The organism is Virgibacillus ndiopensis, from assembly GCF_900187325.1.
In the GTDB taxonomy this organism is placed as follows: domain Bacteria; phylum Bacillota; class Bacilli; order Bacillales; family Amphibacillaceae; genus Virgibacillus_E; species Virgibacillus_E ndiopensis.
Map to the genome: position 1 here is coordinate 1,295,959 of NZ_FZMZ01000006.1, position 26,376 is coordinate 1,322,334.

The 26,376-nt window shown below is 35.4% G+C and carries 25 protein-coding genes, 1 pseudogene and 1 riboswitch; of the genes and pseudogenes, 22 read left to right on the plus strand and 4 right to left on the minus strand.

The genetic code is table 11. The features are described from left to right. Window positions 1-228 precede the first annotated feature (228 nt). Window positions 229-1,815: a peptide chain release factor 3 gene (locus CS937_RS18560; RefSeq protein ID WP_099159947.1), complete on the minus strand. Its 1,587-nt coding sequence runs from the start codon at window positions 1,813-1,815 to the stop codon at window positions 229-231. Window positions 1,816-2,279: 464 nt separating this feature from the next. Between CS937_RS18560 and CS937_RS18565 the strand changes: the two genes are divergently transcribed. The 3 genes from CS937_RS18565 (at window position 2,280) to CS937_RS18570 (ending at window position 4,308) form a co-directional block, all read left to right on the plus strand. Further along, window positions 2,280-2,897 (plus strand): TetR/AcrR family transcriptional regulator, encoded by a 618-nt coding sequence (locus tag CS937_RS18565; protein ID WP_099159948.1) that lies wholly within the window; start codon window positions 2,280-2,282, stop codon window positions 2,895-2,897. 125 nt (window positions 2,898-3,022) lie between these two features. Next, complete coding sequence (locus tag CS937_RS19260) at window positions 3,023-3,133, plus strand: anti-repressor SinI family protein (protein WP_176555887.1); 111 nt, start codon at window positions 3,023-3,025, stop codon at window positions 3,131-3,133. 95 nt (window positions 3,134-3,228) lie between these two features. Next, complete coding sequence (locus tag CS937_RS18570; RefSeq protein WP_099159949.1) at window positions 3,229-4,308, plus strand: M42 family metallopeptidase; 1,080 nt, start codon at window positions 3,229-3,231, stop codon at window positions 4,306-4,308. Between the two features lie 228 nt (window positions 4,309-4,536). On the opposite strand, the gene trhA is transcribed toward CS937_RS18570, so the two are convergent. Further along, entirely contained in the window at window positions 4,537-5,184 is a 648-nt protein-coding gene (gene trhA / locus CS937_RS18575) for a PAQR family membrane homeostasis protein TrhA (protein WP_099159950.1), read from the minus strand. 139 nt (window positions 5,185-5,323) lie between these two features. Here trhA and CS937_RS18580 point away from each other — a divergent pair, with 139 nt between their 5' ends. The 11 genes from CS937_RS18580 (at window position 5,324) to CS937_RS18630 (ending at window position 14,699) form a co-directional block, all read left to right on the plus strand. Next, on the plus strand, window positions 5,324-5,899 hold the full coding sequence (locus CS937_RS18580; protein ID WP_099159951.1) for a DUF1836 domain-containing protein: 576 nt from the start codon (window positions 5,324-5,326) through the stop codon (window positions 5,897-5,899). An 83-nt stretch (window positions 5,900-5,982) separates the two neighbouring features. Beyond that, window positions 5,983-6,309 carry an SAP domain-containing protein gene (locus tag CS937_RS18585; protein ID WP_099159952.1) on the plus strand — a complete coding sequence of 109 codons (327 nt, stop codon included), beginning with the start codon at window positions 5,983-5,985 and terminating at the stop codon, window positions 6,307-6,309. Between the two features lie 318 nt (window positions 6,310-6,627). After that, window positions 6,628-6,729: riboswitch (purine riboswitch) on the plus strand. 145 nt (window positions 6,730-6,874) lie between these two features. After that, complete coding sequence (locus CS937_RS18590; protein WP_099159953.1) at window positions 6,875-7,453, plus strand: xanthine phosphoribosyltransferase; 579 nt, start codon at window positions 6,875-6,877, stop codon at window positions 7,451-7,453. 1 nt (window position 7,454) lies between these two features. Then, window positions 7,455-8,741, plus strand: coding sequence for a nucleobase:cation symporter-2 family protein (locus tag CS937_RS18595; RefSeq protein ID WP_099159954.1), 1,287 nt, complete (start codon window positions 7,455-7,457; stop codon window positions 8,739-8,741). A 119-nt stretch (window positions 8,742-8,860) separates the two neighbouring features. Next, a complete protein-coding gene (locus CS937_RS18600; protein WP_099159955.1) occupies window positions 8,861-9,865 on the plus strand; it encodes an LLM class flavin-dependent oxidoreductase in 1,005 nt (334 codons plus the stop codon). A gap of 25 nt (window positions 9,866-9,890) precedes the next feature. Then, window positions 9,891-10,913 carry a low-specificity L-threonine aldolase gene (gene ltaE, locus CS937_RS18605; protein ID WP_099159956.1) on the plus strand — a complete coding sequence of 341 codons (1,023 nt, stop codon included), beginning with the start codon at window positions 9,891-9,893 and terminating at the stop codon, window positions 10,911-10,913. 286 nt (window positions 10,914-11,199) lie between these two features. Then, window positions 11,200-11,550, plus strand: coding sequence for a lmo0954 family membrane protein (locus tag CS937_RS18610; RefSeq protein ID WP_099159957.1), 351 nt, complete (start codon window positions 11,200-11,202; stop codon window positions 11,548-11,550). A gap of 14 nt (window positions 11,551-11,564) precedes the next feature. Further along, on the plus strand, window positions 11,565-12,200 hold the full coding sequence (locus CS937_RS18615) for a PspA/IM30 family protein (protein WP_099159958.1): 636 nt from the start codon (window positions 11,565-11,567) through the stop codon (window positions 12,198-12,200). 102 nt (window positions 12,201-12,302) lie between these two features. After that, complete coding sequence (gene liaF, locus CS937_RS18620) at window positions 12,303-13,034, plus strand: cell wall-active antibiotics response protein LiaF (RefSeq protein WP_099159959.1); 732 nt, start codon at window positions 12,303-12,305, stop codon at window positions 13,032-13,034. Beyond that, on the plus strand, window positions 13,031-14,074 hold the full coding sequence (locus tag CS937_RS18625; RefSeq protein ID WP_099159960.1) for a sensor histidine kinase: 1,044 nt from the start codon (window positions 13,031-13,033) through the stop codon (window positions 14,072-14,074). Before liaF ends, CS937_RS18625 begins: the two co-directional genes overlap by 4 nt. Further along, entirely contained in the window at window positions 14,067-14,699 is a 633-nt protein-coding gene (locus tag CS937_RS18630; RefSeq protein WP_099159961.1) for a response regulator transcription factor, read from the plus strand. The genes CS937_RS18625 and CS937_RS18630 overlap by 8 nt, the downstream gene beginning before the upstream one ends. 48 nt (window positions 14,700-14,747) lie before the next feature. On the opposite strand, the gene CS937_RS18635 is transcribed toward CS937_RS18630, so the two are convergent. Then, entirely contained in the window at window positions 14,748-15,764 is a 1,017-nt protein-coding gene (locus CS937_RS18635; protein WP_099159962.1) for an FUSC family protein, read from the minus strand. A gap of 101 nt (window positions 15,765-15,865) precedes the next feature. On the opposite strand from CS937_RS18635, the pseudogene CS937_RS18640 reads away from it, so the two are divergent. The 5 genes and pseudogenes from CS937_RS18640 to CS937_RS18660 form a co-directional block, all read left to right on the plus strand. Then, window positions 15,866-16,578, plus strand: a pseudogene (locus tag CS937_RS18640) (isocitrate lyase); the annotation flags it as partial. Between the two features lie 285 nt (window positions 16,579-16,863). Then, complete coding sequence (locus CS937_RS18645) at window positions 16,864-18,048, plus strand: C40 family peptidase (protein WP_099159963.1); 1,185 nt, start codon at window positions 16,864-16,866, stop codon at window positions 18,046-18,048. 218 nt (window positions 18,049-18,266) lie between these two features. Beyond that, window positions 18,267-18,854 carry a nitroreductase family protein gene (locus CS937_RS18650; protein ID WP_099159964.1) on the plus strand — a complete coding sequence of 196 codons (588 nt, stop codon included), beginning with the start codon at window positions 18,267-18,269 and terminating at the stop codon, window positions 18,852-18,854. 325 nt (window positions 18,855-19,179) lie between these two features. After that, window positions 19,180-20,367, plus strand: coding sequence for an MFS transporter (locus CS937_RS18655; RefSeq protein ID WP_099159965.1), 1,188 nt, complete (start codon window positions 19,180-19,182; stop codon window positions 20,365-20,367). 131 nt (window positions 20,368-20,498) lie between these two features. Then, window positions 20,499-21,998 carry a BCCT family transporter gene (locus tag CS937_RS18660; RefSeq protein WP_099159966.1) on the plus strand — a complete coding sequence of 500 codons (1,500 nt, stop codon included), beginning with the start codon at window positions 20,499-20,501 and terminating at the stop codon, window positions 21,996-21,998. A gap of 23 nt (window positions 21,999-22,021) precedes the next feature. Here CS937_RS18660 and CS937_RS18665 read toward each other — a convergent pair whose 3' ends face one another. Continuing rightward, window positions 22,022-22,606 carry a YitT family protein gene (locus CS937_RS18665; protein ID WP_099159967.1) on the minus strand — a complete coding sequence of 195 codons (585 nt, stop codon included), beginning with the start codon at window positions 22,604-22,606 and terminating at the stop codon, window positions 22,022-22,024. A 409-nt stretch (window positions 22,607-23,015) separates the two neighbouring features. On the opposite strand from CS937_RS18665, the gene CS937_RS18670 reads away from it, so the two are divergent. Genes CS937_RS18670 through CS937_RS18680 form a run of 3 tightly spaced genes read left to right on the plus strand, consistent with a single transcriptional unit; the run spans window position 23,016 to window position 26,351 of the window. Then, window positions 23,016-23,960, plus strand: a complete 945-nt coding sequence (locus CS937_RS18670; protein ID WP_099159968.1) for an AAA family ATPase — start codon at window positions 23,016-23,018, stop codon at window positions 23,958-23,960. Next, window positions 23,957-25,168, plus strand: a complete 1,212-nt coding sequence (locus CS937_RS18675) for a DUF58 domain-containing protein (protein ID WP_099159969.1) — start codon at window positions 23,957-23,959, stop codon at window positions 25,166-25,168. Before CS937_RS18670 ends, CS937_RS18675 begins: the two co-directional genes overlap by 4 nt. Continuing rightward, window positions 25,158-26,351, plus strand: coding sequence for a hypothetical protein (locus CS937_RS18680; RefSeq protein ID WP_099159970.1), 1,194 nt, complete (start codon window positions 25,158-25,160; stop codon window positions 26,349-26,351). The genes CS937_RS18675 and CS937_RS18680 overlap by 11 nt, the downstream gene beginning before the upstream one ends. Window positions 26,352-26,376: the final 25 nt, after the last annotated feature.

Genomic DNA, 26,376 nt, shown 5'->3' on the forward strand with positions numbered 1-26,376 from the left:
AAAAGGATCTCTTGCCAACAATTTTTACCTATGCTGTTATCATTTGGTTTTTATAATTTAATATACTATCCACTTTTTTCCTTCATGAAGACTACCTTTATTGAACGATTAAAGCCTTAGAGGGAATGAATTTTTTGGATAAGCGAGATTATTTAAACTGTACTTTGCTTGTAATAAAAAATGACTAACTTAAATCATAAGTTAGTCATCAAATCTAATTTCCATACGTTAGTTTACCTGATCGTACGTATTCACTTCAAACAAATCAATCAATTCAATAGTAGAATGTTTATCTTGGAACCACCGTAAAGAGAAGTCATTCTTGAATAAAACAACGTAATTATCCTCACGATCCTTGACTAACATGTTCCGCTCATCGAAAAGCGATTTGTCTATCTTGTCATCTTTTAACCAGCGTGGGATGCGTTCTCCTATCGATTCAAACATCACTTCTACATTATATTCATTTTTCATACGATGCTGGAAGACTTCATATTGAAGTTCACCAACTGCGCCTAATATATTAGTTTCGCTCCGATGATCTTTATAAAGCTGGATTGCCCCTTCTTGTACAAGCTGTTCAATCCCTTTTCTAAACTGTTTTGCCTTCATAACATTTTTAGCTGTAACTTTTTTAAATAGTTCAGGTGGAAATTGTGGTAACTCATTATACTCAAATTGTTTTTTGCCTTCGAGCAATGTATCTCCAATCCGGTAAATATTAGGATCATAAATTCCGATAATGTCACCAGCATAAGCTTCTTCTATAGTGTCTCTGGATGATGCGACAAATTGTTGTGTTTGAGCAAGTTTAATCATCTTATTCGTTCTAGCCAATTTGACATTCATACCACGCTCAAATTTACCTGAGCAAATACGTAAAAATGCTACCCTATCACGATGGGCGGGATTCATATTGGCCTGGATTTTAAAAATAAATCCAGAGAAGTCTGGGTTATCTGGCTGCACGATTCCTTCTTCTGATTTTCTTGGAGTTGGTGCTGGCGCCATAGAAATGAACGTATCAAAAAAAGTTTCAACTCCAAATGGTGCTAGAGCACTACCGAAAAATACAGGGGTTTGTTCTCCATTTAGAACGGAATCTAATGAGAACGTATCTCCCGCTTCGTCTAATAAGGATAGTTCATCTTCTGCTACTTGGTAAGCTTCCTGTGACACTAAATCCTGATGTTCAGGCTTATCTAAATCAGTGTATGGTATATACGTTTCTTCTTCATTACCATTGAACCGAACAAATTGTTTATCATTACGGTTGAAAATACCAAGAAACCGTTTCCCCATTCCTGCTGGCCAGTTCATTGGATAGGTCTCAATGTCTAAAACCTCCTCAATTTCTTCTAATAATTCGAGGGGTTCTCTACCTTCACGATCCAGTTTATTGATAAAAGTAAAAATCGGAATGCCACGCATTCGACACACCTTGAATAACTTCTTTGTTTGCGCTTCAATTCCCTTCGTTGCATCAATAATCATTACCACGCTATCTACTGCGGTAAGCGTCCGATAGGTATCCTCACTGAAATCCTCATGGCCGGGTGTATCCAGTATATTTACCTGATAGTCTTTGTATGGAAAATTCATCACACTGGAGGTAACTGAGATACCCCGTTGCTTTTCAATTTCCATCCAATCTGATGTAGCATATTTCCCAGATTTTTTGCCTTTAACCGTTCCAGCTGACCGAATTAAATTTCCGAACAAAAGTATTCGTTCTGTTAATGTCGTTTTACCCGCATCTGGGTGTGATATTATTGCAAATGTTTTTCGTTTATTAACTTCATTATATAAACTCATAAAAAATCCCTTTCCATTTTTAATTAGTTTCTGTTTACGTTATGGTTATTTGGGATTTACATTGGAACAATTCTCCTTTATATGTGGTTATTTTTTTCTGTACAATTTTATATTATATTCTTTTTCGTTTCAGAGGGAAACTTTTTTATTTTTAGCTGTTTATTAAAGATTATTACTTTTTCAAATGTGTGCATCTTATCTAAATATTTGAGAAAGTGACGTAAGTGTTGTGGTGATTTCGTCTTTTTATTGCTTATTGCTCTGCCACCCGTAAACGCTATGCTTTCCGGGGCGGTCTCAGGATGCCAAACAAGATGAGGTTGTATTCTCAATAATAGCAACAATCTATGTGGAAAGAGCCTTTTTTTATTAGTATTCGGAAAATTATTATTGACCAATTGTTCGTTATATAGTATGATACTCATGAGTAATATAATTACATACTGCTTGGAGTTGTCATTTTGATGAGTAATAGAGGAAGAAAAAAAGGAGCAAATGGAGAACGAAGTAGAGAGTTATTATTAGAAATTGCTGCCGATGAGTTCGCTCAACAAGGGTATTATGAAACAAAAATTAGTAATATTGTTGAGAGAGCTGGTGTAACCCAACCTACTTTTTATCTATATTTCAAAAACAAAAAGACAATTTTTCAGGAATTGGTAGATAGTTTTCGCGAAAAATTATTTGATCTTATTAGGAATAGCCGACTTGAGTCACGAGTTAATTTAAATACTGTTTCAGATACAATTAAAACAAAATTAGTAGCAATTTTTCAGTTTTTCGTTAACCATGCTAATCTAACCAAGATTGGACTCTTTGTTGCTTCAGATGCTGAGGTTATGAAAAATGAACTATCTAGTCAAATAGCTAAAAACCTTATCTATGAACAAAAAGAAGGTTATTTCCGTTCCGACATTGATATGTACATTGTGGCGGAATGCTTAACTGGAATAATTGAGCGTCTTACCGCAACAAAATTATTAATGGGAATAAAAAAACCAGAGGAACTTGCAAATGAAGTTGTCCATCTATTGTTGTTTGGAATGTTTATTGACAATAAAGTGAACTTTGTATACGAGTGAAAAGTGCCTAAAACGTAGAAGAAATAACACAATTATCCTCTAACAAGATATTTCCTCGTTATAAAATTAAGGGGCTGATTATAATCGTTAAATTAATGGAGGAAATGGAAAGGAAAAAAAATGAAATGGACTGGGTTAATCTTATTTTGGCTGCTAAAAATATCGGATTAACTCCGGCTCAAGTTAGGGCGTTCTTGAAGCAAAAGGAAAGTATAGATACTATTCAACAACAATGATAAATAGATGCTAGATTTTACTGGTTTCCCGGTTGTGGAAGCCTTTTTATATTGATTTGTTGTTAGTCTTCATAATTAGCGATACAATATAATTGATGATTTTGAATGGGGGAATTTTTTTGAATACATATCCAAACGTAAATGAAACGAAAGACCTTATTAAACAATTGGTTTCTATACCTAGTCCTTCCGGGTTTACAGCAAATGTTATTCAATATGTAGAAGACTTTTTAAAGGAATTAAATATAGAGACACAACGGAATCGTAAGGGTGGACTAATTGCGACTTTACCAGGAGCAAATGATAACGAACATAGAATGTTAACGGCTCATGTTGATACACTAGGAGCAATGGTGAAAGAAATTAAAAGCAATGGTCGTCTTCGTCTGGATCTTATTGGTGGATTCCGTTACAACTCGATTGAAGGGGAATATTGTGAGATTCATACTTCTTCTGGAAAGGTTATTACAGGTACCATTTTGATGCACCAAACGTCTGTCCATGTATATAAGGACGCTGGAGATGCTAAGCGAAATCAAGAAAATATGGAAGTCCGTATTGATGCGAAAGTTGAAAATGCCGATGAGATTCGTGATTTGGGAATAGAAGTAGGAGATTTTGTTTCTTTTGATCCTCGTGTCCAAATTGCCGATAATGGATTCATTAAATCGCGTCATTTAGATGATAAAGCGAGTGTCGCTATCCTTTTACAGTTAATAAAAAGATTGAAAGAAGAAAACACTGCGTTACCATATACCACACACTTCCTTATTTCTAATAATGAGGAAATTGGCTATGGCGGGAATTCTAACATTACTCCAGAAACTGTTGAATACTTAGCAGTTGACATGGGGGCTATGGGAGACGGTCAATCAACTGACGAATATACTGTCTCGATTTGTGTAAAAGATGCTAGCGGCCCATATCATTTTGGATTACGTAAACACCTCGTACAGCTTGCAGAGGCAAACAATGTTGACTATAAACTGGATATTTATCCATACTATGGATCAGATGCTTCAGCAGCTATTCGAGCTGGGCATGATATTGTTCATGGACTTATAGGACCGGGAATTGATTCTTCCCACGCTTTTGAAAGAACTCATGAAACGTCACTGGAATATACCGAACAATTACTGTACCATTATGTTTTATCAAATCTTGTATCATACTAATAAAAGTTATATGAAATTACCAAACGTAAGTAGTCCTGCAAGCAGTGAATATGATTCACAAGAATGAATTGCTAAACACACAAAAGTATTTAGCATTAATCTGTAGCGAGGGATAGTGCAGGTGGGAATCTTGCTGCAGTAGTCTGTATCCTTTATCATTACTAAAGAAATTAACACCTAATTATTAAAAGCATGTGAACTCCATTTGAATTCACATGCTTATTATTTTTAAAGCACATACATATATACACATAAGAAGTGAAAAAGGCTTCCAACTAAAATGAAAATATGAAAGATCTCGTGAAAACCCATATGTTTAAAAGATAAAAATTTAGGCTTTAACCCATAAATAATTCCACCTATCGTATAGGCTATCCCTCCGAGAATCAGTAGAAGCATTCCGTTGACTCCTATTGAAGCTGTAAGAGAGGAACTGAAAAGAACGATAATCCAGCCCATTGCAATATACAAAGAAGTTGATAACCATCTTGGAGAGTGGAACCAGATTAATTTGTACCCTACTCCTATAAGTGCTAGGCTTTGAACGACACCGAAGAGAACCCAGCCAGTTACCCCGTTTAGACTAATGATACATAATGGTGTATAAGTACCAGCAATAAGTACAAAAATCATTGAATGATCAATCCGTCTTAAAAAAGCAATAATATGATCTTTGGCAATTACCATATGATATGTAGCGGATGCCGTGTACAAAAGGATCATACTTATACCGAAAATGATGACAGCCATGATGGCAAAAGCAGAATCCGTTACCAAGGATGCTTTAACTACCAGTGCCAGTAATCCAACAAATGATAGAACTGCTCCAAACAAATGAGTAAATCCATTAATGGGCTCACGAATGTATGTATTCAAATGATCAACACCTTTATTATTATATGTAGTTTTTGATACTACATATAATAATAAAGGTGTTTTAGTATGTAGTCAAGGTTTACTTTTGCTGCGGTTTTACATTATAATATATGAAAATAAATAAATTGGAGTTTTAGTATTGGAAAAAATAGAGTTAATAGCAAAGTCAACCTTGGATAACCATCTAACATTAGAAGACATTCCAGATATAGATTTATATATGGATCAAGTAATTCAATTATTTGAAAAGAAGTATGAAGGTTCAAAAAGAAATGTAGAGGAAAAAGTTTTAACAAAAACAATGATAAACAATTATGCTAAAGGAAAGTTATTATTCCCGATTAACAATAAAAAGTATTCAAAAGAACATCTCATTCTAATAAGTTTTATTTATCAGTTGAAGGGCGCTTTATCAATAAATGATATTAAGCTATCATTAGAAGGTTTAAATAAAAAGGTTTCTGAAGCTGAATTTAATTTAGAAAAGTTTTATAATAGCTTTCTTTATCTTGCTGAAATAAACTCGGACAAATTTGTTGAGGATGTAAAAGACAATGTAAACGAGGTAAATGAGGAAATAAATAAATTAGACGATGAAGATTCTACTTACCTGGAACAATTATTACTGATTGCCTCCCTCATAAATATGAGCAATTTATACCGTAAAGCAGCGGAAAAAATAGTAGACGAGATAGGGATAGGAAGAGAAACATGAGGTTTCGTTAGTTTATTATAGTTTATAGGATACTTGGAGGATGTATATTGGATTAGTTAAATAGACCAGAATTTCATCCACGAATGACCATACAAGAATTTTCAAGCCACTATTGGAATAAAGAAGAACTTAAAAAGATTTGTTTAAACTATAATGTATCATCACATGGGATTAAAGCTGAGTTGGAACATAGAATAAAAGGATTTCTTGCTGGAGAAGATATCGCTGACGATAGAAAGCAACATACAAATCTTAGAAAAAGTGCGATCCCAAAGGAAATTACGCTTGATACGAAATTAATTCCAGAAGGATTTAAATTCAATCGACAGGCAAGAGAGTTTTTTAAAGACATTATAATGTTTCCAAATTTTCATTCACAAACATATGGCTCAAGCTTTAAGGGATGCTGAGCGAAGAGGGGATCAAGCTGTGACGTAGCTGATTTAATAAAGGTTTATGAAGAAGGAAAACATCAAGGAAAAAGTGAGAAAAAATGTCTCCTGAGGATAGGACATATCAAGGGATTTTAATAAAGATAAAAGAACAAGAGGAATGCCGATAAATTAAAAGTGGCTGCTTACTTATGGCAACAGGTAAAAAGAAATCCGGGTTCTAAAGAATACAGGGAAGAATTATTGTTTCAACATAATGATGAGATTCAAAAATTATTTAAATAGTTTTTTTATTGTTATCGGGGTTGTTTTTCATACATCAAGTGCTATACTAATAACATTCTAATTTCATATAATCATATAATCGCGGGAATATGGCCTGCAAGTTTCTACCGGTTTACCGTAAATAAACCGACTATGAGTAGCAATAAACGATGAATAGATTATGCCTATTTTTAGAGAGGGGTAATCTTTTCGTCATCTTTCGAATTTCCTCAAAGCTCGAAGGACTGTTTTCCGCTCATAGTAGAAGTGGAGACGAGTTCTTCGGGCTTTTTTTATTATTCCTGGGAAGGAGATAAAAATGGAGCATCTAAAACAAAAGATTTTAAGAGAAGGAAAAGTATTGCCTGGCAATGTTTTGAAGGTTGATTCATTTTTGAATCACCAAATCGACCCTGTATTAATGCAGCATATCGGTGAAGAATTTGCTATGAGTTTTACGGAAACGGGTGTCACGAAGATTTTGACACTTGAATCATCTGGTATTGCACCAGCGATGATGACAGGATTGAAACTAGGCGTCCCGGTAGTTTTTGCAAGAAAACGAAAATCACTTACATTAATTGATCATCTATATTCGGCAAAAGTCTACTCTTATACCAAAAATGAAACGAGTGAAATCTCAGCTTCAAAGGATTATATATCAAATGAAGATGTTGTGCTCATAATGGATGATTTCCTTGCAAATGGACAAGCTGTGCTTGGACTTTTGGAAATTGTTGAGCAAGCAGGTGCATCACTGGCTGGCGTTGGAATTGTTATTGAAAAAGGCTTCCAGGATGGTGGAAGGATAGTTAGGGAACGAGGTATTCGTTTAAAAGCGTTAACAACTATTACGTCATTAACGGATGGAAATGTTACGTTTAAGGAGGAACAGTAAAATGAAAACAGCGGCATTAGGTATTCAACATGTTCTAGCGATGTATGCAGGTGCAATCTTAGTTCCACTTATCGTTGGTGGGGCTTTAGGCTTAACTTCCGAGCAAATGACTTATCTTGTCGGGATAGATATTTTAATGTGCGGGATTGCGACGATTTTACAAGTTGTGAACAATCGTTTTTTCGGAATTGGACTACCTGTTGTTCTCGGTTGTACTTTTACAGCGGTTGGTCCAATGATTGCAATTGGTGGAGAATATGGAATATCAGCAATATATGGTTCAATTATCGTTTCAGGTCTAGTTGTAATTTTAATAAGTCGTTTTTTTGGAAAACTGGTCCGTTTTTTCCCACCTGTTGTAACTGGTTCCGTTGTAACAATTATTGGTATTACGTTGATTCCTGTTGCAATCAATAATATGGGAGGAGGACAGGATGCTAGTGACTTTGGTTCTCTTTCAAATATTTCATTAGCTTTTGGTACGTTAATTTTTATCATTGTATTGTATCGATTCTCAAAAGGATTTTTAAGATCTATTTCTATCTTAATTGGTTTAATTGCAGGAACTATTGTTGCGGCTCTTATGGGTAGAGTTAATTTCACAGCAGTTTCCGATGCATCTTTATTTCACATGGTTCACCCTTTTTATTTTGGGACACCAACGTTTGAATGGTCAGCTATTTTAACCATGGTTTTGGTAGCAATGGTATCATTAGTTGAGTCAACGGGTGTATATTTTGCCCTTGGTGATATTACAGATAGAAAGTTAAATGAAGATGATTTGTCTAAAGGCTATCGTGCAGAGGGAATGGCAATTTTACTTGGAGGGATTTTCAACGCTTTTCAATATACGGCTTTTTCACAAAATGTGGGGTTAATTCAAATGACAGGTGTTAAATCCCGTAAAGTGATCTTCGTTGCAGGTATTATGTTAGTTGGACTAGGGTTTATTCCCAAAATTGCAGCTTTAACAACGATTATTCCAACAGCAGTATTAGGTGGTGCGATGATTGCAATGTTTGGAATGGTAGTTTCTCAAGGAATTAAAATGCTAAGTAATGTAATTTCAGATTCGCAAGGAAATTCTATGATTATTGCATGTTCAGTTGGTATGGGTCTTGGAGTGACTGTAGTCCCTGAATTATTTGCGCAATTTCCATCTAGCATTCAAATTTTAACAAGTAATGGAATTGTTGCTGGGAGTGTAACAGCAATTGTATTAAATATTGTATTCAATATGATTCCATCGAAAAAAACGGTCAGAAATTTGGTTGAGAAAGAAGCGTAGCTAAATCAAAGATCAATCACTCTAAAAATGACTTGCCATTGGGTAAGTCATTTTACTTATGTGAAATTAAAAGATTATAATGAATAACAAGAGATTTTGAGTGAAAGAAGGTACTATCCATGAAACTCAGTATACTAAATCAAGCGCCGATTTCAGCTGGTACATCTGCAAAAGATGCATTAATAGAATCGGTGAAGCTTGCTCAATTAGGTGAACGTTTAGGATATACACGTTATTGGATTGCAGAACATCATGATATGTCTGGATTAGCGTGTCCGACCCCAGATGTAATGCTTGGTATTATCGGTACTCAAACAAGCAGAATACGAATTGGCTCTGGTGCTGTGCTTTTACCACATTATAAACCATTCAAAGTGGCAGAAACGTATAACATGCTAGCAACTTTATTTTTTAACCGTATTGATTTAGGCCTCGGTCGGGCACCAGGTGGATCAGCTGAGGCAACGATGGCACTTTCAGATAATTTTCTTGAGCAAGTTAAAAAAATGCCAGAATCACTTGATGAATTACTACACTTTATACATAATGATTTCTCGAAAGGAGATATGTACACAAAGATTAAACCGACGCCTGTTCCACAAATATCACCGGAACCTTGGTTGTTAGGAACAAGTGAAAAAAGTGCTATTTTAGCAGCTGAGAAAGGTATGGCCTATGCATTTGGTCATTTCATGAGTGACCAAGAGGGTCCTTCTATTGTACGAAACTATGTAAAAAAATATAAACATAAATATTCTGGTATGAACCCAAAAGCAATTGTGGCTGTTTCAGTTATTTGTGCTGAAACAACAATTGAAGCAGAAGAGATTGCGGAGAGTGCTTTTATATGGAGTGTTCAGCGTGCAAAAGGTGAAGACACGAACGGAGTCCCATCTATCGAAGATGCAAAAAATTATGCCTATTCAAATGAAGAGCACGAAATGATTCATAAATGGAAGCGTAAGATGATCATAGGCAATCCACGAGAAGTGAGAAGTAAATTGGAAGAGCTACAGAAATTATATAATGTAAATGAATTCATGCTTGTAACCATAACACATAGCTATGAGGCAAGACTTAAGTCTTATGAATTAATCGCTAAAGAGATGCTATCAGTTAGCTAACTATATGCAAAACGGAGGGGTTAAAATGATTGATTTAAGAAGTGATACGGTAACAAAACCAACGGCAGAAATGAGACAAGCGGCATTTGAAGCTGTTGTTGGGGATGATGTGTACAACGAAGACCCAACACTCATTGAATTAGAGGATGAAGCTGCTAAAATACTTGGAAAAGAAGCCGCAATGTTTGTGCCTAGTGGAACGCAAGGGAATCAAATTGCCGTTTTGACGCACTGTCAATCTGGTCAAGAAATCATTTTAGAAGCAGAATCACATATTTATTATTATGAAGGTGCGGCAATATCTGCATTTGCAGGTGTACAACCTCGAACAATTATTGGGACAAATGGAGTGATGGATCCTCATACTGTTAAAAATGCTGTAAGAGATGTTAGTGATATTCATGTTCCTGAAACTGGGCTCATTTGTCTTGAAAACACACACAATCGAGCTGGAGGTACCATTGTTCCTTTAGAAAATATGAAGGAAATATATTCGATAGCACATAATCAACAGATACCTGTCCATTTAGATGGGGCAAGGCTATTTAATGCAGCAATTGCTACTGGAAAAGATGTAAAAGAATATGCGATGTATACAGACTCCGTTCAATTTTGTCTTTCTAAAGGTTTAGGGGCACCAGTTGGTTCAATTATTGGAGGTACCAAAACATTTATAAAAAAAGCAAGAAAATGGCGTAAACGTCTTGGAGGTGGATTACGGCAAGCGGGTATTATTGCCGCACCAGGGCTAGTCGCGCTAAGAACGATGGTTAACCGGTTAGCTGAAGATCATCAAAATGCTAAATTGCTTGCTTCGGGATTAGAAGCAGTAAAGGGGATAACCATTGAAAATAATGTTGATACGAATATAGTACTAGTAAATACGAAGGAAGCGGGTATATCATCTATTGAATTTATTGAGATGTTAAAGAAAAACGGGATTTTAGCAGTATCATTTGGACCTAATACGGTGCGTTTTACTACTCATTTTGATGTTTCAAAAGGTCAAATTAAAGATGCTATACATAAGGTAAATAGATTAATATAAGATTACATCTACATATCATATAGGGTAATTTGAAAAATCTTTTGGAGGTATTTTAAAACTACGTATATACATTTTAACGTTACTGGAGTTGTTGTTACAGCGTATACAAGAAACAATAGAAAAATGTAAAAAAAGGAGTTCATCTAATGATGAGTTCCTTTTTTTACGTTAGGTATTAAATGCCCGTACGCCTTAAGTCCTAGCCAAAAATATAGCTCAGGCTCGTTATCTAAAAATCCTTTCCAAGGTAAGATGGAGTCAAGATAAAGAAAGGAGGCGGAAATGCATGAAGAAATTTATGTTATTTGTTGGAGGGTTAGTTGCCCTTTTAATCTTACTTGGAAGCTTAGGTCCAATGGTTTTGCTTGGTGTTAGTGTTTGGTTGCTATATGTGATCTTTAAGCAGTTTATTAAGAGCGATTCAACAATAGGAAAAATCGGCTGGATAATTGCAGGTCTATTTGTTCTAGGGATCGCGTTATCAAATGTGTATGCGGTCATCGGGCTTGCAGCGGCGTATGTACTATATATGATTTTCAGGAATTGGAAGAAGGAGAGCAGTCCTGAACAAGAAGTAACAACTGATGATCCATTTACAAATTTTGAAAAACAATGGCAAGAGCTTAATAATTATTAAAAGGAGCGATTTACATGGCTAATTTATTTACACGTATAAAAGATTCTGTTTCAGCAGATTTACACAACATATTGGATCAAAAGGAACAAAAAAATCCAATCGCAGCTTTGAATCAATACTTACGTCAAAGTGAACAGGAAAAGGAAAAAGTGAGAAAGCTTGTTGAACGTCAGTATAAATTGAAGGATGAATTTACTAGTGAGTACCACAAAGCACAAGACTTCGCTGATAAAAGGTTAAAGCAAGCAGCCATTGCTGAAAAGGCGGGGGAAGAGGAGCTTCATAAATTTGCATTGAATGAACATGAAGAATATCAAGCGCGTGCAGATAGAATGGAAACATTACGTGAAGAAGCGGTTAAACAGCTTGAAGGATTAGAGCAAAAATATGAAGAAATGAAACATAAACTAAAAGATATGCATTTGCGACGTATGGAATTGATGGGGCGTGAAAATGTGGCACATGCCAACCATCAAATTAATAAAGTAATTGAAGAATCATCTGACAAACCATATTCGCGTTTTGCTGAGTTAGAGAATTATATCGAGGGACTAGAATATAAAGTGAACAGTTCGTATTATCGAAGCACATTCGACAGTAAAATTGCCCGTTTGGAAAAAGAAATGCAAGATAAAGAGAAAGTTAATTAAAGTTCACTTTCTTACAATGAGTAAAGAATAAAATCATGATATACTAAATAGGCGCAAGACTTCTTGCGTCTGTTTGATTACATAGGAAAGGGGGTCACCTGAATGTTTCGCAGATTGTCGACAGATACATTAAACTGGATCATGATTATTGGGGTGATCCTCTTTGTTGCTGAAATTGCCTTTTTTCACGGAGGTATGATTTTTTCAACATTATTTTCAGGTTTATTGATTTATATTGGTTGGAAAAAGTTTTATCGATTAATGGGGAAATTCTTGTTTTGGATCGGTATTATTGGTGTAGTATTCTCGGTGTTTAATATGCTAGCAGTTCGCTTTTTAATTGTTGCCGGTATTGTATTATTCATAATTGACTTTTCAAGAACAAAGAAGGTCCCAGATCAAATCAATCCGTATATTTTACCGTCTGATGATGTAAATACAGAACCATTAATACAACTCAATCCGTTGTTTAATCATCGATTATTTGGTGACCAAAAAACAGCTGATCATGCATACAAATGGCAGGATATTAACATTCATGGGGTCTATGGTGATCGTGTGATTGATCTAAGTAATACAGTTCTTCCAAATGATACCGCTGTAATTTCGATTCGCCACCTTGTTGGAAATATAGAAATTTATGTTCCATATGAGGTTGAAATTAGCATTAATCACAGCTCAATCTTTGGTCGAGCACATATATTTGGAAAGCATCATTGGAATTTAATGAATCAAACACTGTTATACCAAACAGACAATTATGACTCAACATATCCGCGTGTCAAAATTGTTACCTCGTTAATTTCTGGAGACATCGAGGTGAAGCGGATATGAGTATGATGGCTCGTAATGTTGTCACTGCAGTATTGTTTAGTATATTTATTTCAATTATTGTGATTGGGATAACCTTATTTACATTTCCGCCAGATAATTGGTCAATTCTTTTAGAAAGAACCATTTCAGGCATACCATTTATCTTATTATTAATCATGGTTCCAGTTTTGGCTGGTGTTGTTATAGGGATAACAACTGGTTGGTATTGGCGCCAGCGTTTTCACTGGATCGACCGTCAGCTGGATGAGGTTGTTAAAGGTCAAAAGTTATCTAATGATGAAGAACCCTATAAAGAATTGGATAACATTAAGCAAAGGATCGAACAAATACAGGAAAAATTTATGATCCAAACAGAACATGCGCAACGTTTAGCAACTGAACGTGCTAACGAGCGGGAAAAAAGTCTTCAGGAAGTTGTTGTCCAAGAGCGAAATCGCCTAGCACGTGAATTACATGACTCTGTTAGCCAGCAATTATTTGCCGCTTCCATGATGATGTCAGCAATTAATGAAGCAAACCCACCAGAAGATGATGCCATTAAAAAACAACTATTAACAGTTGAAAAAATGATTCATCAATCACAACTTGAAATGCGTGCATTATTACTTCATCTTAGACCAGTAGCATTAAAAGGAAAATCATTACAAAAGGGTGTTGAGGAACTTTTAATAGAGCTGACACAAAAGGTACCTATGGAGATTGATTCGAATGTGGAATCATTTGAGGTTGCTAAAGGAATTGAGGATCAGTTATTTAGAATTCTTCAGGAATCTGTTTCAAATACATTGAGACATGCAAAAGCAACGAAGCTAAATGTATTACTAATTGAACGTGATGATACTATCATTTTACGAGTGATTGATAATGGCATTGGATTTGATGTGGAACAGGCTCGTGCTAGTTCATATGGCCTGCAAAACATGCGAGAGCGTGCTTATGAAGTTGGAGGAACATTTAAAATCATCAGTTTACCAGACCAAGGTACTCGTCTAGAAGTTAAAGTGCCACGATTAAATAAAGAGGATGAGCGTAATGATTAAAGTGTTATTTGCAGATGATCATGAAATGGTAAGAATTGGTGTTTCGGCGTATCTTTCAGCCCAACCTGATATAGAAGTTGTTGCTGAGGCAGACGATGGTAGTGAAGCAATTCAAAAGGCCATAGAGTTGAAACCTGATATTATTTTAATGGATCTTGTGATGAAAGAAATGGATGGTATTGAGGCTACGAAACAAATTATTAAACAATGGCCAGAAGCAAAAATAATCATCGTTACAAGCTTCCTTGATGATGAAAAGGTATATCCAGCATTGGAGGCTGGGGCAACAAGTTATATGTTGAAGACGTCAAAAGCAGGTGAAATTGCAAAAGCAATCCGTTCCACTCATCAAGGTCGCTCCATTTTAGAACCTGAAGTAACAGGAAAGATTATGACACGGATGCGAGAAAAACCTGCACTTGAGTTGCATAGCCAATTAACTGATCGAGAAATGGAAATATTACTTCTGATTGCAGAAGGAAAGACGAATCAAGAAATTGCAGATCAATTATTTATTGCACTGAAGACAGTAAAGGTGCATGTGAGTAATATACTAGGGAAATTAGAAGTGCAGGATCGGACACAGGCGGTTATATATGCTTTTAAACATGATTTGGTAAATTAACAAGTGTTAAAAAAACAGTGTTAGATCAAAAAATGATCTAACACTGTTTTATTTTTCCTCTTGATAAAACTTCCAAACAAGATTATAAATCGAAAGCAACTCGTACAGTATAATGAGTTCGGGTGTGAAAAAAGTTGGGTGCCGATTATTATTTTTTGTGATTTTTTCGTTACCTTCCCAAAACTGTTCCATTAACTGTTTTAATTGAAGATGGTGTTTTTCTTTATCGAAGTAAGCAGCATTTTTAAGACTATTGGCAAGTGATTCTACTGCTTGTGAAATTTTTTTCCGTTCTTTTGTACCCCATGTGATAGTACTAAGTGGCGCGTTTATCAAATTATCTAAATGGTAGTTAATTAATTGTAGTCTCACTAATTGTTTTTGCACATCTAGAAATAAACTTTTTTCATTTCCAACTAGTGGATGATATTTGGTTTCATCTTTTTGGAAGCGAATAAGTGTTTCAGTCTGTGATAATTTTTTGTCCATTTGATCAATTATTTCTTTTTCTGCAATATCTTCTTGTTTATCTTCTAAAATGTTCTTAAATACTTTTTCAATGATTATACCTGTCCGCCTACTAATCCCTTGAATATTTGTGGCTATATCTTTTGTATAATCAGGGGGCAGAAGAAACATATTTACTGCTGTTGAGACTACTAAGCCAATTGTCGTTGTACCTAATCTGATGAAAAATGAAATTAAATAATTGCTATGTATTACTTCAATCATTGCTACAGAGGTTAGTGTTGCCACGAGTAACCCTGCATGTAATTTTAATTTAAAACAAGTTGCTATAGTAAATACTGCAGCAAACGTATAGGTTATTGGGGAGTTTCCAAACAGTGAAATAAATAAAACAGCATAGGCAGAGCCAATCGCTGATGCAGGAAATCGAATGATTCCTTTTTTGATCGAATCAGATGCTGTTGGTTCTATTGTAACGATTGCAGTAATTACAGCAAAGACTGGTGGCCAATTCAATAGGACACAAATCCACGCAGTAAAAAAAATCGCTACCCCTGTTTTTACTATTCGACTGCCGGCAATTTTAAATTTTTTCATACATTTTCCCTCATTCATTTAGCAGATGTCTCTATTTTTCCAGTAATAATAGCTATTTGCAACTATTAATAACATAGATAGAAAAATCGACTATTTAAATTTTAGGCGGGAAAGTCCTTTTACCTACACAAACTGCTGTTAAAAATTTAATTGCGGCACGATTTGCGGCAGATGTTATGGGAACATCAACAATAATTATCGCACGTACAGATGCGAATGCAGCAGATTTGATTACAAGTGACGTGGACCTTACGATGCAGCATTTATTACAAGTGAACGAACACTGGAGGGTTTCTATAGAACTGAGGCAGGTATTAATCAAGCGATCGCACGAGCTTTAGCCTATGCACCTTCCGCCGATTTGGTATGGTGTGAAACTGCAGAACCTAACCTGGATGAGGCAAAGAAATTTGCTCAAGCAATTCATGAAAAATTTCCAGATAAACTTTTGGGGTATAATTGCTCACCATCATTTAATCGGAAACAAAAACTCTCAGATCCGGAAATTGCTAGTTTTCAAAAAGAATTAGGTAAATTAGGCTATAAGTTCCAATTCGTAACGTTAGCAGGTTTCCATGCATTAAATCATAGTATGTTTGACCTTGCAAGAAAATATAAAAATGAAGGAATGGCAGCTTATACAGACTTGCAGCAAGCGGAATTTTCCAGTGAAAAATATGGATATACTGCAACCCGTCACCAGCGTGAGATAGGGACAGGTTACTTTGATGAAGTTTCCCAGATTATATCGGGAGGGACATCATCAACTACAGCATTAAAGGGCTCAACTGAATCTAAGCAATTTACAAGATAGCTGAATATCTTTATAACGAAATGTCCCTCGATTGAGTGGGCATTTTATTATGCTAAAATTTCCTCAACCTGAGATATTTCGACACTAATGTAAAAAATTGTTTCCTTTGAAACATAATTGTAATATTCATATTACATGATTGTCATTTTTTGATGTTATACTACTAATTACCTAAGATAGTTTACTAGATTACATAGATTAAATAATTTACATAAAAAATTACACACGCTTAAATATAAAACGTATACATACAGGTTATTGGCGTGTTAATGGGAGCGGGGAAAAATGTTGAAAAAATCAATCGTAACGATGACCACTGTAGCCGTGGTTGGTTTGTCTAGTACATTTTTAACTGGAACGGCATATGCAGAGAGATCTGCTTCACAAATTAGTAATGAACGTTCAGAAATTAAAGCAGATTTATCAGATGCAGAAGCAAAAATTGCTGATGCATTAATCGAGCTTAAAGACCTTGAAAAGCAAATTAAACAGGTTGATGACGCACTAGCAGATAATGAAAAACAAATGAAAGATACGAAAGATAAAATTGCTAGTACAAAAAAAGAAGTAGATAAACTAGAAAAAGAGATAGTAAAATTAGAAGATGAAATTGAAAAACGGTATGAGATTCTGCGAGATCGTATAGTTTCGTATCAAAAAAGTGGCGGGGACATTGGTTATTTAGAAGTTATCTTTGGATCAAAGGATTTTGGTGACTTTATCAGCCGTGTATCTGCTGTATCAAAAATTGCCGATTCCGATACAGATTTGATGAAAGAACAAGAAGAGGCTAAGGCAGAATTAGAAAAGAAACAGGATAAAGTAAAGAAAAAGCTCGATGGACTTAATGAGATGAAAGTTGAACTAGAAGGTATGCAAGAATTAATCATTGAGCAGCGTGAACAAAATGAGAAGAAAAAAGAAGAATTAAAAGAGAAAGTACAAGATTTAAAAGATTTAAAAGCAGAGTTAAAGATAAAAGATAACAACTTGGCAGCTATTCAAGCAGAGGTTGACAGAAGCGTTTCAGATGACCAATCGTCATCAGATGGTGGGAAGTTAACACAATTAAGTAGTAAATCTTCTTCAAAACCAGTAGCTAGCGGCAATTTAAGCACCGCAATCAATGCAGGATATAAATATCTAGGTGTACCATATGTTTGGGGAGGCGGATCTCCAAGTGGATTTGATTGCTCAGGTTTCGTATCATGGGCATTTGGACAAGCAGGTATTTCTATTCCATCTAGTACTGCGGCGTTACAATCTACAGGTAGTAGGGTTTCATATAGTAATATCCAACCTGGTGATTTAGTATTCTTTAACACATATAAAACGAATGGACATGTTGGTATCTATGTTGGTGGTGGCAAGTTTATCGGCTCACAGAATTCAACTGGTTTAGCAGTTGCTGATATGACAAGCGGCTATTGGAAAAATCATTTTGCAGGACATGTTAGACGCGTAAGATAATATAATAGTGGAATTGTGTGATTTGGTACCGACCTCCAAAGATTAGAGTGAAATTCTAATTTTCGGGGGTCGGTACTTTTTTAGTTAAAGTCATACGGTTTCTTTTTATACTACTTATTACAAATGGTAAAAGGGTTTTAAAAAGTAAGTGTAAATAGTATAATAGTTTCGGAACTTTTTTCTAGTAATGAATAGACAAATAGAGGAGGCATTCATCAATGTATGAAGTTAAAGAGTTTCGTAAACCATCTTATGATATAGATCCTATCTATGTAAAGCGTTGGTCACCAAGATCCTTTTTAAATAAGGAAGTGCCAGAAGACATTCTTTACAGTGTTTTTGAAGCTGCACGTTGGGCACCATCGGCGGCAAACATTCAACCATGGAGGTTTATTACCGCACGTAATGAGGAAGATCGTATGAAGTTTTTATCCTTTATATACGAAGGAAACATTGCTTGGTGTAGTAATGCACCAGTTTTAGTTGCTGTTGTATCCAAAACCGATTCAACATTTACTGGTGGACATAATCCTTCACACGCGTTTGATACAGGAGCGGCATGGGGTTATTTAGCATTAGAAGCGGCCCGCAAAGGATTAGTTTCACACGCAATGGGTGGATTTGATCGTGATAAAGCAAAAGAAGTATTAACTATTCCTGAAAACTACGATGTCCATGCGATTATCGCTTTAGGGTATCAAGGAGAAAAAGAATCATTGCTTGAACAATTCCAAGAACGCGAAAAACCTTCTGATCGAAATGAAGTGAAAGATTTTATGTCTGAAGGTACGTTTCAAGAGAAATAGCTTAAATGATGACTTTCCAGTGGGGAGTCATCTTATTTATTATAGATACTTACTTTACTAGTGAACCGGGAACGTCGCGTGTGATGAGACGGACAATCATTCCTAGGGCGAGGATATCAACCCGAGGGAGTTGTATCATCCCCGAAGATAGCGAATCACCCCGAGGGCTATAATATCATCCCAAGAGCGAGAGCATCATCCCCAGAGCCAAAACATCAACCCGAGAACGAATCCGTCATCCAAAACTCAAAATTATATTGCACAAAGCTTCACACTATGCTAATATTTTAATCTTCAACAAATTTACATATAACGAGGTAATGTGATGACAGCAAAAAAACGTGTAGTAGGTATTGCTCTTTTAACAGGGCTTGCGATCATGGGTGATTCCATGTTACTAATTGTGCTTCCAATCTATTGGCGAGATTTTGGTTTAACGGCAATTTGGCAAATTGGTGCTCTTTTATCAATTAATCGATTTATTCGGTTACCAATAAATCCATTTATCGGACTATTCTATCAAAAGTATCAGCTGCGGACAGGTTTGCTAATTGCTATTTTTTTAGCAATTATTTCTACGTTTTCCTATGGTGTATTACATAACTTTTGGTTTCTTTTTTTCGCAAGAGCACTTTGGGGTATTGCATGGTCATTACTTAGACTGGGTGGTTATTTAACGGTGATTGAAGTAGCGACTCAGACTACACGAGGTAAGTTTGTTGGATTATATAATGGGATTTGGGGTCTTGGTGGCTTAGTTGGGATGCTTGGTGGTGGATTAGTTGTTGAACAGACTTCGGTAATCTTTGTAACAACTATTTTTGCCTTAGTAGGTATATGTGCTATTCCAATAATTTTTTTATTTGTTCCTATTTCCAAACAAAAAGTGGAAAATGATCAGACCGGTGTTCAATCCAAAAAAGGCTTTTCTTCGTATGTTTGGCTGGTTTTGATAACAGGATTAACAATGGGATTTATTATATTTGGTTTATTCGCTTCAACGTTAAGTCAATTAATTGAAAGAAGTTATACTACCGAGTGGACTGTTGGAGGTATAATCATTGGTGCAGCTACAATAGCAGGTTTTATTCAAGCAATCCGTTGGGGATGGGATCCATTTGTTGCCTCGGCAATTGGTAAACGATTAGATGTAGCTAGGACACAGATTAACTTTTTGTTCATTCCATTACTAGTTGGTGGTATTTTGTTAATAATTCTAGGAATCTATCAACCAATTGAAATGCTCATTGGATTTTTACTAATTTTTCAACTCTTATCAACAATGTTTGTCACAACTACAGATACTTTGGCGACAAATGCTGCAGCAACAACGAATTCTATAAAGATAATTACAGCGCATACCGTGGTTGTAGATGTAGGTGCAGCACTGGGTCCATTTATTGCATTTATCGTTATTCAATTTTTTAGTCTTACCACCGTATATTTAGTTGCAAGTTCAATATTATTTTGCTTAGCATTTAGTTGGTTCGTTTTTCAGCAGAAATTAGTATAAAATTAAGCTAATTTCCCAAAATAATGTTTAACAACCTAAATTACGGGTATATTTCATGTGTTATTTTAATATTTTCCTCCAACCATCTCATACATAGTAACTAAAAAATTCAGCATAAGAAAGGACTTGAAATGAAAAAAAATACATATAACAATCCAGTATTTTACGTATCCGCAATTATTGTTTTTCTTTTAGTAGTAATAGGTGCATTTAAACCGAAAAAGTTTGGAGAAGTGGCAGGCAATCTTTTTAATTTCACGACGATAAATTTTGGTTGGTTTTACCTTTTAGCAGTTTTTATATTTGTACTATTTTTGATCAGTCTCTCTATTAGTAAATATGGGAAAGTTAGGCTTGGACCACCAAGTTCACGACCAGAATATCCATTTTTCACTTGGATTGGAATGTTGTTCTCGGCGGGTTTTGGTGCAGGGCTTGTATTCTGGGGTGTAGCAGAACCGATGAGTCACTTCTTCACAACACCATTTCCAGGATTAGAAGCGCAAACGGAGGAATCAGCAAGGGTAGCAATGGGATATGCGTTTTTTCACTGGGGTGTTAGTCAGTGGTCGGTATTTGCCATCGTTGGATTGATTATGGCCTATTTGCAATTTAAGAAAGAAAAGAAAGGTCTTGTTTCAACTTCAATCCAACCAGTTGTGGGTAGAAACCGCGGACTAAGCAATACGATTGATTCCTTAGCGGTCATCGCTACAGTAATGGGTGTTGCCACCTCATTGGGATTGGGTATATTGCAGATGAACGGTGGTCTACATACTGTATTCGACATACCAAATTCAATTTGGATACAAATTATCATCGCAACAATCATGCTTGTAATGTATTTACTTTCATCTAGTACTGGTTTAAATAAAGGAATCAAATGGTTAAGTAATCTTAACCTCGGATTGTGTCTTTTATTACTTATTTTTGTCTTCTTCGCAGGACCAACTGTATTTATTTTGAATACGTTTGTATTAGGATTAGGTGATTATTTTACAAACTTTATCCAATATAGTTTACGGTTAACACCTTACTCAGGTGATACATGGGTCCGTGACTGGACGATTTTCTACTGGGCTTGGGCGATCGCTTGGTCACCATTTGTTGGTGCATTCGTTGCCCGTGTTTCAAAGGGGCGAACGATTCGTGAATTCGTATTTGGTGTATTAATTGTCCCACCAGCTATCGCATGTTTATGGATTGCAGCATTTGGTGGTACTGCGATATATAGCGATTTAAACAAAGGTACACAAATTGCTGAAGCGGTTAATGATGATATGGCAGTCGCTTTATTCCAAACGTTTGGTGATATGCCGTTTCCAAATGTACTTTCCATTTTAGCATTGTTCTTAATCTTTACGTTTCTTGTTACATCTGCCGATTCTGCAACCTATATACTTGGAAGTATGACATCTAAAGGAAGTTTGAATCCTGCTTTGTTTGTTAAAATCGTGTGGGGTGTACTTATAACAGCTATTGCGGTTGTATTATTACTAGCAGGTGGCTTGGATGCATTACAAACAGCATCATTAATTTCAGCGCTACCGTTTACGGTCATATTACTACTTATCGTCGTCGCCTTTATTAGGATGATAAGGAAAGAGTCTACCATGAAAAATGATAAATAATTCACTAAAAAGCAGCTGTCCACTCAGCTGCTTTTTGTATCTGTTTGGAAACAACTCGTAATAAAATAGGTGGTTAAACCAACCATTAACACCATTATTGCAGAGTACGTTATTGTTGCTTCTTGTATTACAATCCAACCAAAGGTAATCACCATGCTATCGATGAGAAGAATATATATCCCTACGTTCAGTGAAGTAACCTTGGATAACATTAATGCTAAAAGATCTGTTCCACCTGTACTGATATTTGCTATCAGCATTATCCCAATACCTGTTCCGATTAACAGTCCTCCAGCTAAAGAACTGATAAGTATTGGGGTCGTATCCATGTGAGATAATGGATGGAAATAATCTATCAGCAGGGAAGAGAATAGTAATCCATGTAAACCATTGTAAAAATATGTTCGATAACGAAACCATGCAATCATATATAAAGGTAGACTTAAAACGATTATGGTTAAACCAGGTTTTAAACCTAACGAATATTTAGCGATTAATCCTAGCCCAATAATTCCTCCATCCAGTAAATGGTTTGGGATTAGAAAATAATTTATCCCAACCGCTACACACGTACTTCCAATCATAATAGATAGTATTTTTTGTATCATATGGATTCACCTACTCAACTTGTCCAAAAATACTTATATATGAATAGTTATGCGGGAATCTATCCATTTATCCTTTTATTGCAAAAAAGATAAAAAGATTTAAGTAGACCTAAATTATCAATTGTCAAATTTTGAATGTGATAGAACTGCAGGAATGTTAACGCTTGAAGATATTTTAGAAGAAATTATGGATACTAGAAAAAAGCAAGTGAAATAAGAACGAATTAGTGTTGAAAAAAACAAATTCAAAATAGGATTTGTCTTTTTTAAAATTTTAAAAAAGTATATAGTAGTTTTAAATAAAGGAAAAATTAAGTCATTTTGAAACCTTTCTAGTTCTAAAGAAGTATGTAATAATAATGATAATAGTCAAAAAACTAGTGAATATGGGAGAAAGGTTGGTAGCTGTATGGATAAATTCAAGCAAGCGAAAACAGATTTGAATGGAATTATTTTTGGTAAGGAAGAGGTTATCGATTTATTATTTATTGCTTTACTTGCTCAAGGCCATGTACTACTTGAAAGTGTTCCTGGTACAGGTAAAACAAAATTAGCAAAAAGCTTTGCTAAAGTGTTCGATGGGAAATTTAGTCGTATACAATTCACACCTGATGTTCTCCCCAGTGATGTAACCGGAATTCGTTATTTTAATCCGAAAACACAAGCGTTTGAGCTTCGTGTTGGCCCAGTTGTAACAAACATTTTACTTGCTGATGAAATAAACCGAGCAACCCCGAAAACACAATCGAGTCTTCTTGAAGTAATGGAAGAATATCAAACTACAATCGATGGGGAAACAGTAAAGGTGGAAGCACCGTTTCTAGTTATTGCAACTCAAAATCCGGTGGAAAGTAATTATGGGACTTTTCCTTTACCGGAAGCCCAGTTAGATCGTTTTTTGTTTAAAATTGACTTAGGTTATCCATCAAAGGAAGAGGAAAAGCGTATTCTCCATACATATCGGACGAACGATCCAATGGAATCAGTTTTTTCATCATTTTCAGTAGAAGATATAATTATGTTGCAGGATGAAATAAGACAAATAACTATTTCGAATGTAGTAACTGATTATTTATTAGCACTTGTTCAGCAATCGAGAATTCACGCTGGTATTGAACTTGGAATTAGTCCGCGTGGCACATTAGCATTAATGCGTGCAGCACAAGCAAGGGCATTTTTGCAGAATAGAGATTATGTTTCTCCAGAAGACGTTAAGGTATTAACACCGTATGTTTTTGAACATCGTCTGATATTATCAATGGAAGGTTCAATTAAGACAACAGCATTAGAAGTAGTGAATGAAATTATAACAAATGTTGCTGTTCCTATTGAAGCTGGAGTCGATCAAGCATGATGTGGCAAAAGGAATTCGGCTTAACTAATGACAAAAACTACGATTACTTACTTGCTGCGATTGTTGTATTGGTTGTAATTGGGTTTATATTTAGAAAACCGATATTATTTATTGTAGTAGGATTGTTTACTGCCTATCTGTTACTAAATAAATTTTATGATAAGCGAATCGGGGAGAAATTATTTCTTGAAAATCAACACCAGGTTGTAAGAATGTTTCCAGGAGACGAGACAGTGATGACGTTTGAATTTCAAAACCATTCTATGTTTCCGATTCTTAATGGTGAATTTCAGTTCCAAACTGAACAGGCTATTGTAGCAACTAACTATGTTGAGTCATCAAGCAAATATTGGAACCAGTTTACGTTACCATTGTCAGTAGTTGGTAAAGGGAAAGTTACTGTAACATTACCAATCAAAGCTAAACAACGTGGTACATCAAAAATAAAAAATATAAATTATAGATTTCCACACTTGTTCAACTTTGATTCCGTAACATTAAAGTATAATCCATTTTTTTATATGGAATATGTCGTGTATCCAAAGCCGATTCAAGTGAAAGGGATAGAATCAATTTCCCATGTCACAGCAGGCTCACAACGAACGAATTTTTCACCATTTGAAGATGTGCAGAGTCCACGCGGAACGAGAGATTATAGTTATAGTGATCCCTTCCATCGAGTTAATTGGAAAGCCTCTGCCAAAACACAAGAATTGCAAACGAATGTTTTTGACAAGGTAGTTGATATGTCATATGTTTTTATCGTTAATCTCAGTACACAGCACAGTTTAAACATGTTAAATAAAGAATTGGAAAAGTTGTTATCGTACACTGCCTATCTATGTCAATACGCTACTGAAAAAGGCTATCCCTTTGAACTGGTTATAAATGCTAGAGTACCAGGGAAAACGCCTTATATGGTTTTGCCGGATGGGGAAGGGAAAACCCATTATGTTCATGCGCTTGAAATACTAGCGCGTATTCGTTCGCAATCGATGATTGTTCCACTTAATCAAATGCTGCACCGCGTGGGGCAAAAATTTTATAAACCAAAAACGATCGTTTTAATTGGACAGATTCCTAAAGAAGCAGATCAAATTATCGACAAATGGAAGCAAACGCAAAAGAATATTTTTCATATTGAGTCCTTGGAAAAGGAAGCACATCTGAAACGTTGGGTAAAGGACGCGATTTATCATGCAAACTAAACATCCAATCATTACATATGCCTATCATTTTTTGAGTGAGGCTATTCTTCTTTTCTTAATCTGTCTTCCAGTAATGTATTTTCATTATAAATGGGTTCCATATGGAAGTTATTTCGCTATTTCATGTGGAATTTGCGTCGTATATTTGTTAGTTACCAAAATTAGCAATAGTTATATGTGGTATATTATATCAGCACCTTTTTTGATGGTAATATTCTATATTAGTAATTACCCGGCTTTCATGAGTGTTGTATTTTCAGTTATATTAACATGGCGTTTTATTAATATTCGAAATGAAACAGTATTGAATCGGGAAATGGGTTATATAAAAATAACGTTAGTTTTGGCAACGGGGCTTATGCTATTAATTAATAATTATCAGATTGTCCTCTTTGCATTTTTACAATTTTTATTTTTGATTGTTGGATATATTAGTAGTCATTTGACCGTTATTCACAAAGAGGAGAGAAAGCGGTTTGATAAGAAACTCTGGCTTTATATTAGCTTCATGTTGGTAACTGGATCAGTCATCATTTTTCTATTGTTTGATCCTGGTCGTAATTTATTTTTAAAAATTGGTGAAGGGCTCAGCTATATTGCGGCAGTGGTTGCTAGTAAAGTAGCAGTGGTTTTTCAATATTTAGATTTTAATAAAGTACAATTGCCTGGGGATTCTTCACCGATGGGACAGCAGCAAAATCAGCTGAATGAATTGCAACAAGGCAGTAATACTTCATTAATAGAGAAGATCATGCCATACATGTATTGGGCAATCGCCATTATCATAACCGGATTGGTAATTATTCTAGCAATTCGTTTCTTTAACAACAAATTTAGACGAATCGAGCAAGCAGATGTGAGTGATGCAATCGTTTATGGTGATTTGGATGATAAACCTAGGGACAATAGAAATTTCATAAATAAGATATTTGCATCTCAAAAGAAACCGAATCATCCAGTAAGAAAACTAGTCTATCAATTTGAAAGAAAAGCGTCTAAAGGTGGGTATGGGAGAAATCCATTTGAAACAGTAGAGGATTGGCTAAAACGTATAGGGGTTGATGATAATCTAACTGTGTATCAGAAAGTCAGATATGGTGAAAAAAAAGTTAGTGATCATGAAGTTAGCGTATTAAGGGATCAGCTACTTCGGGCTGAGGCTAAGTTAGATGAGAAGGTTTGACATTTTCATCAACTGTTTCTATACT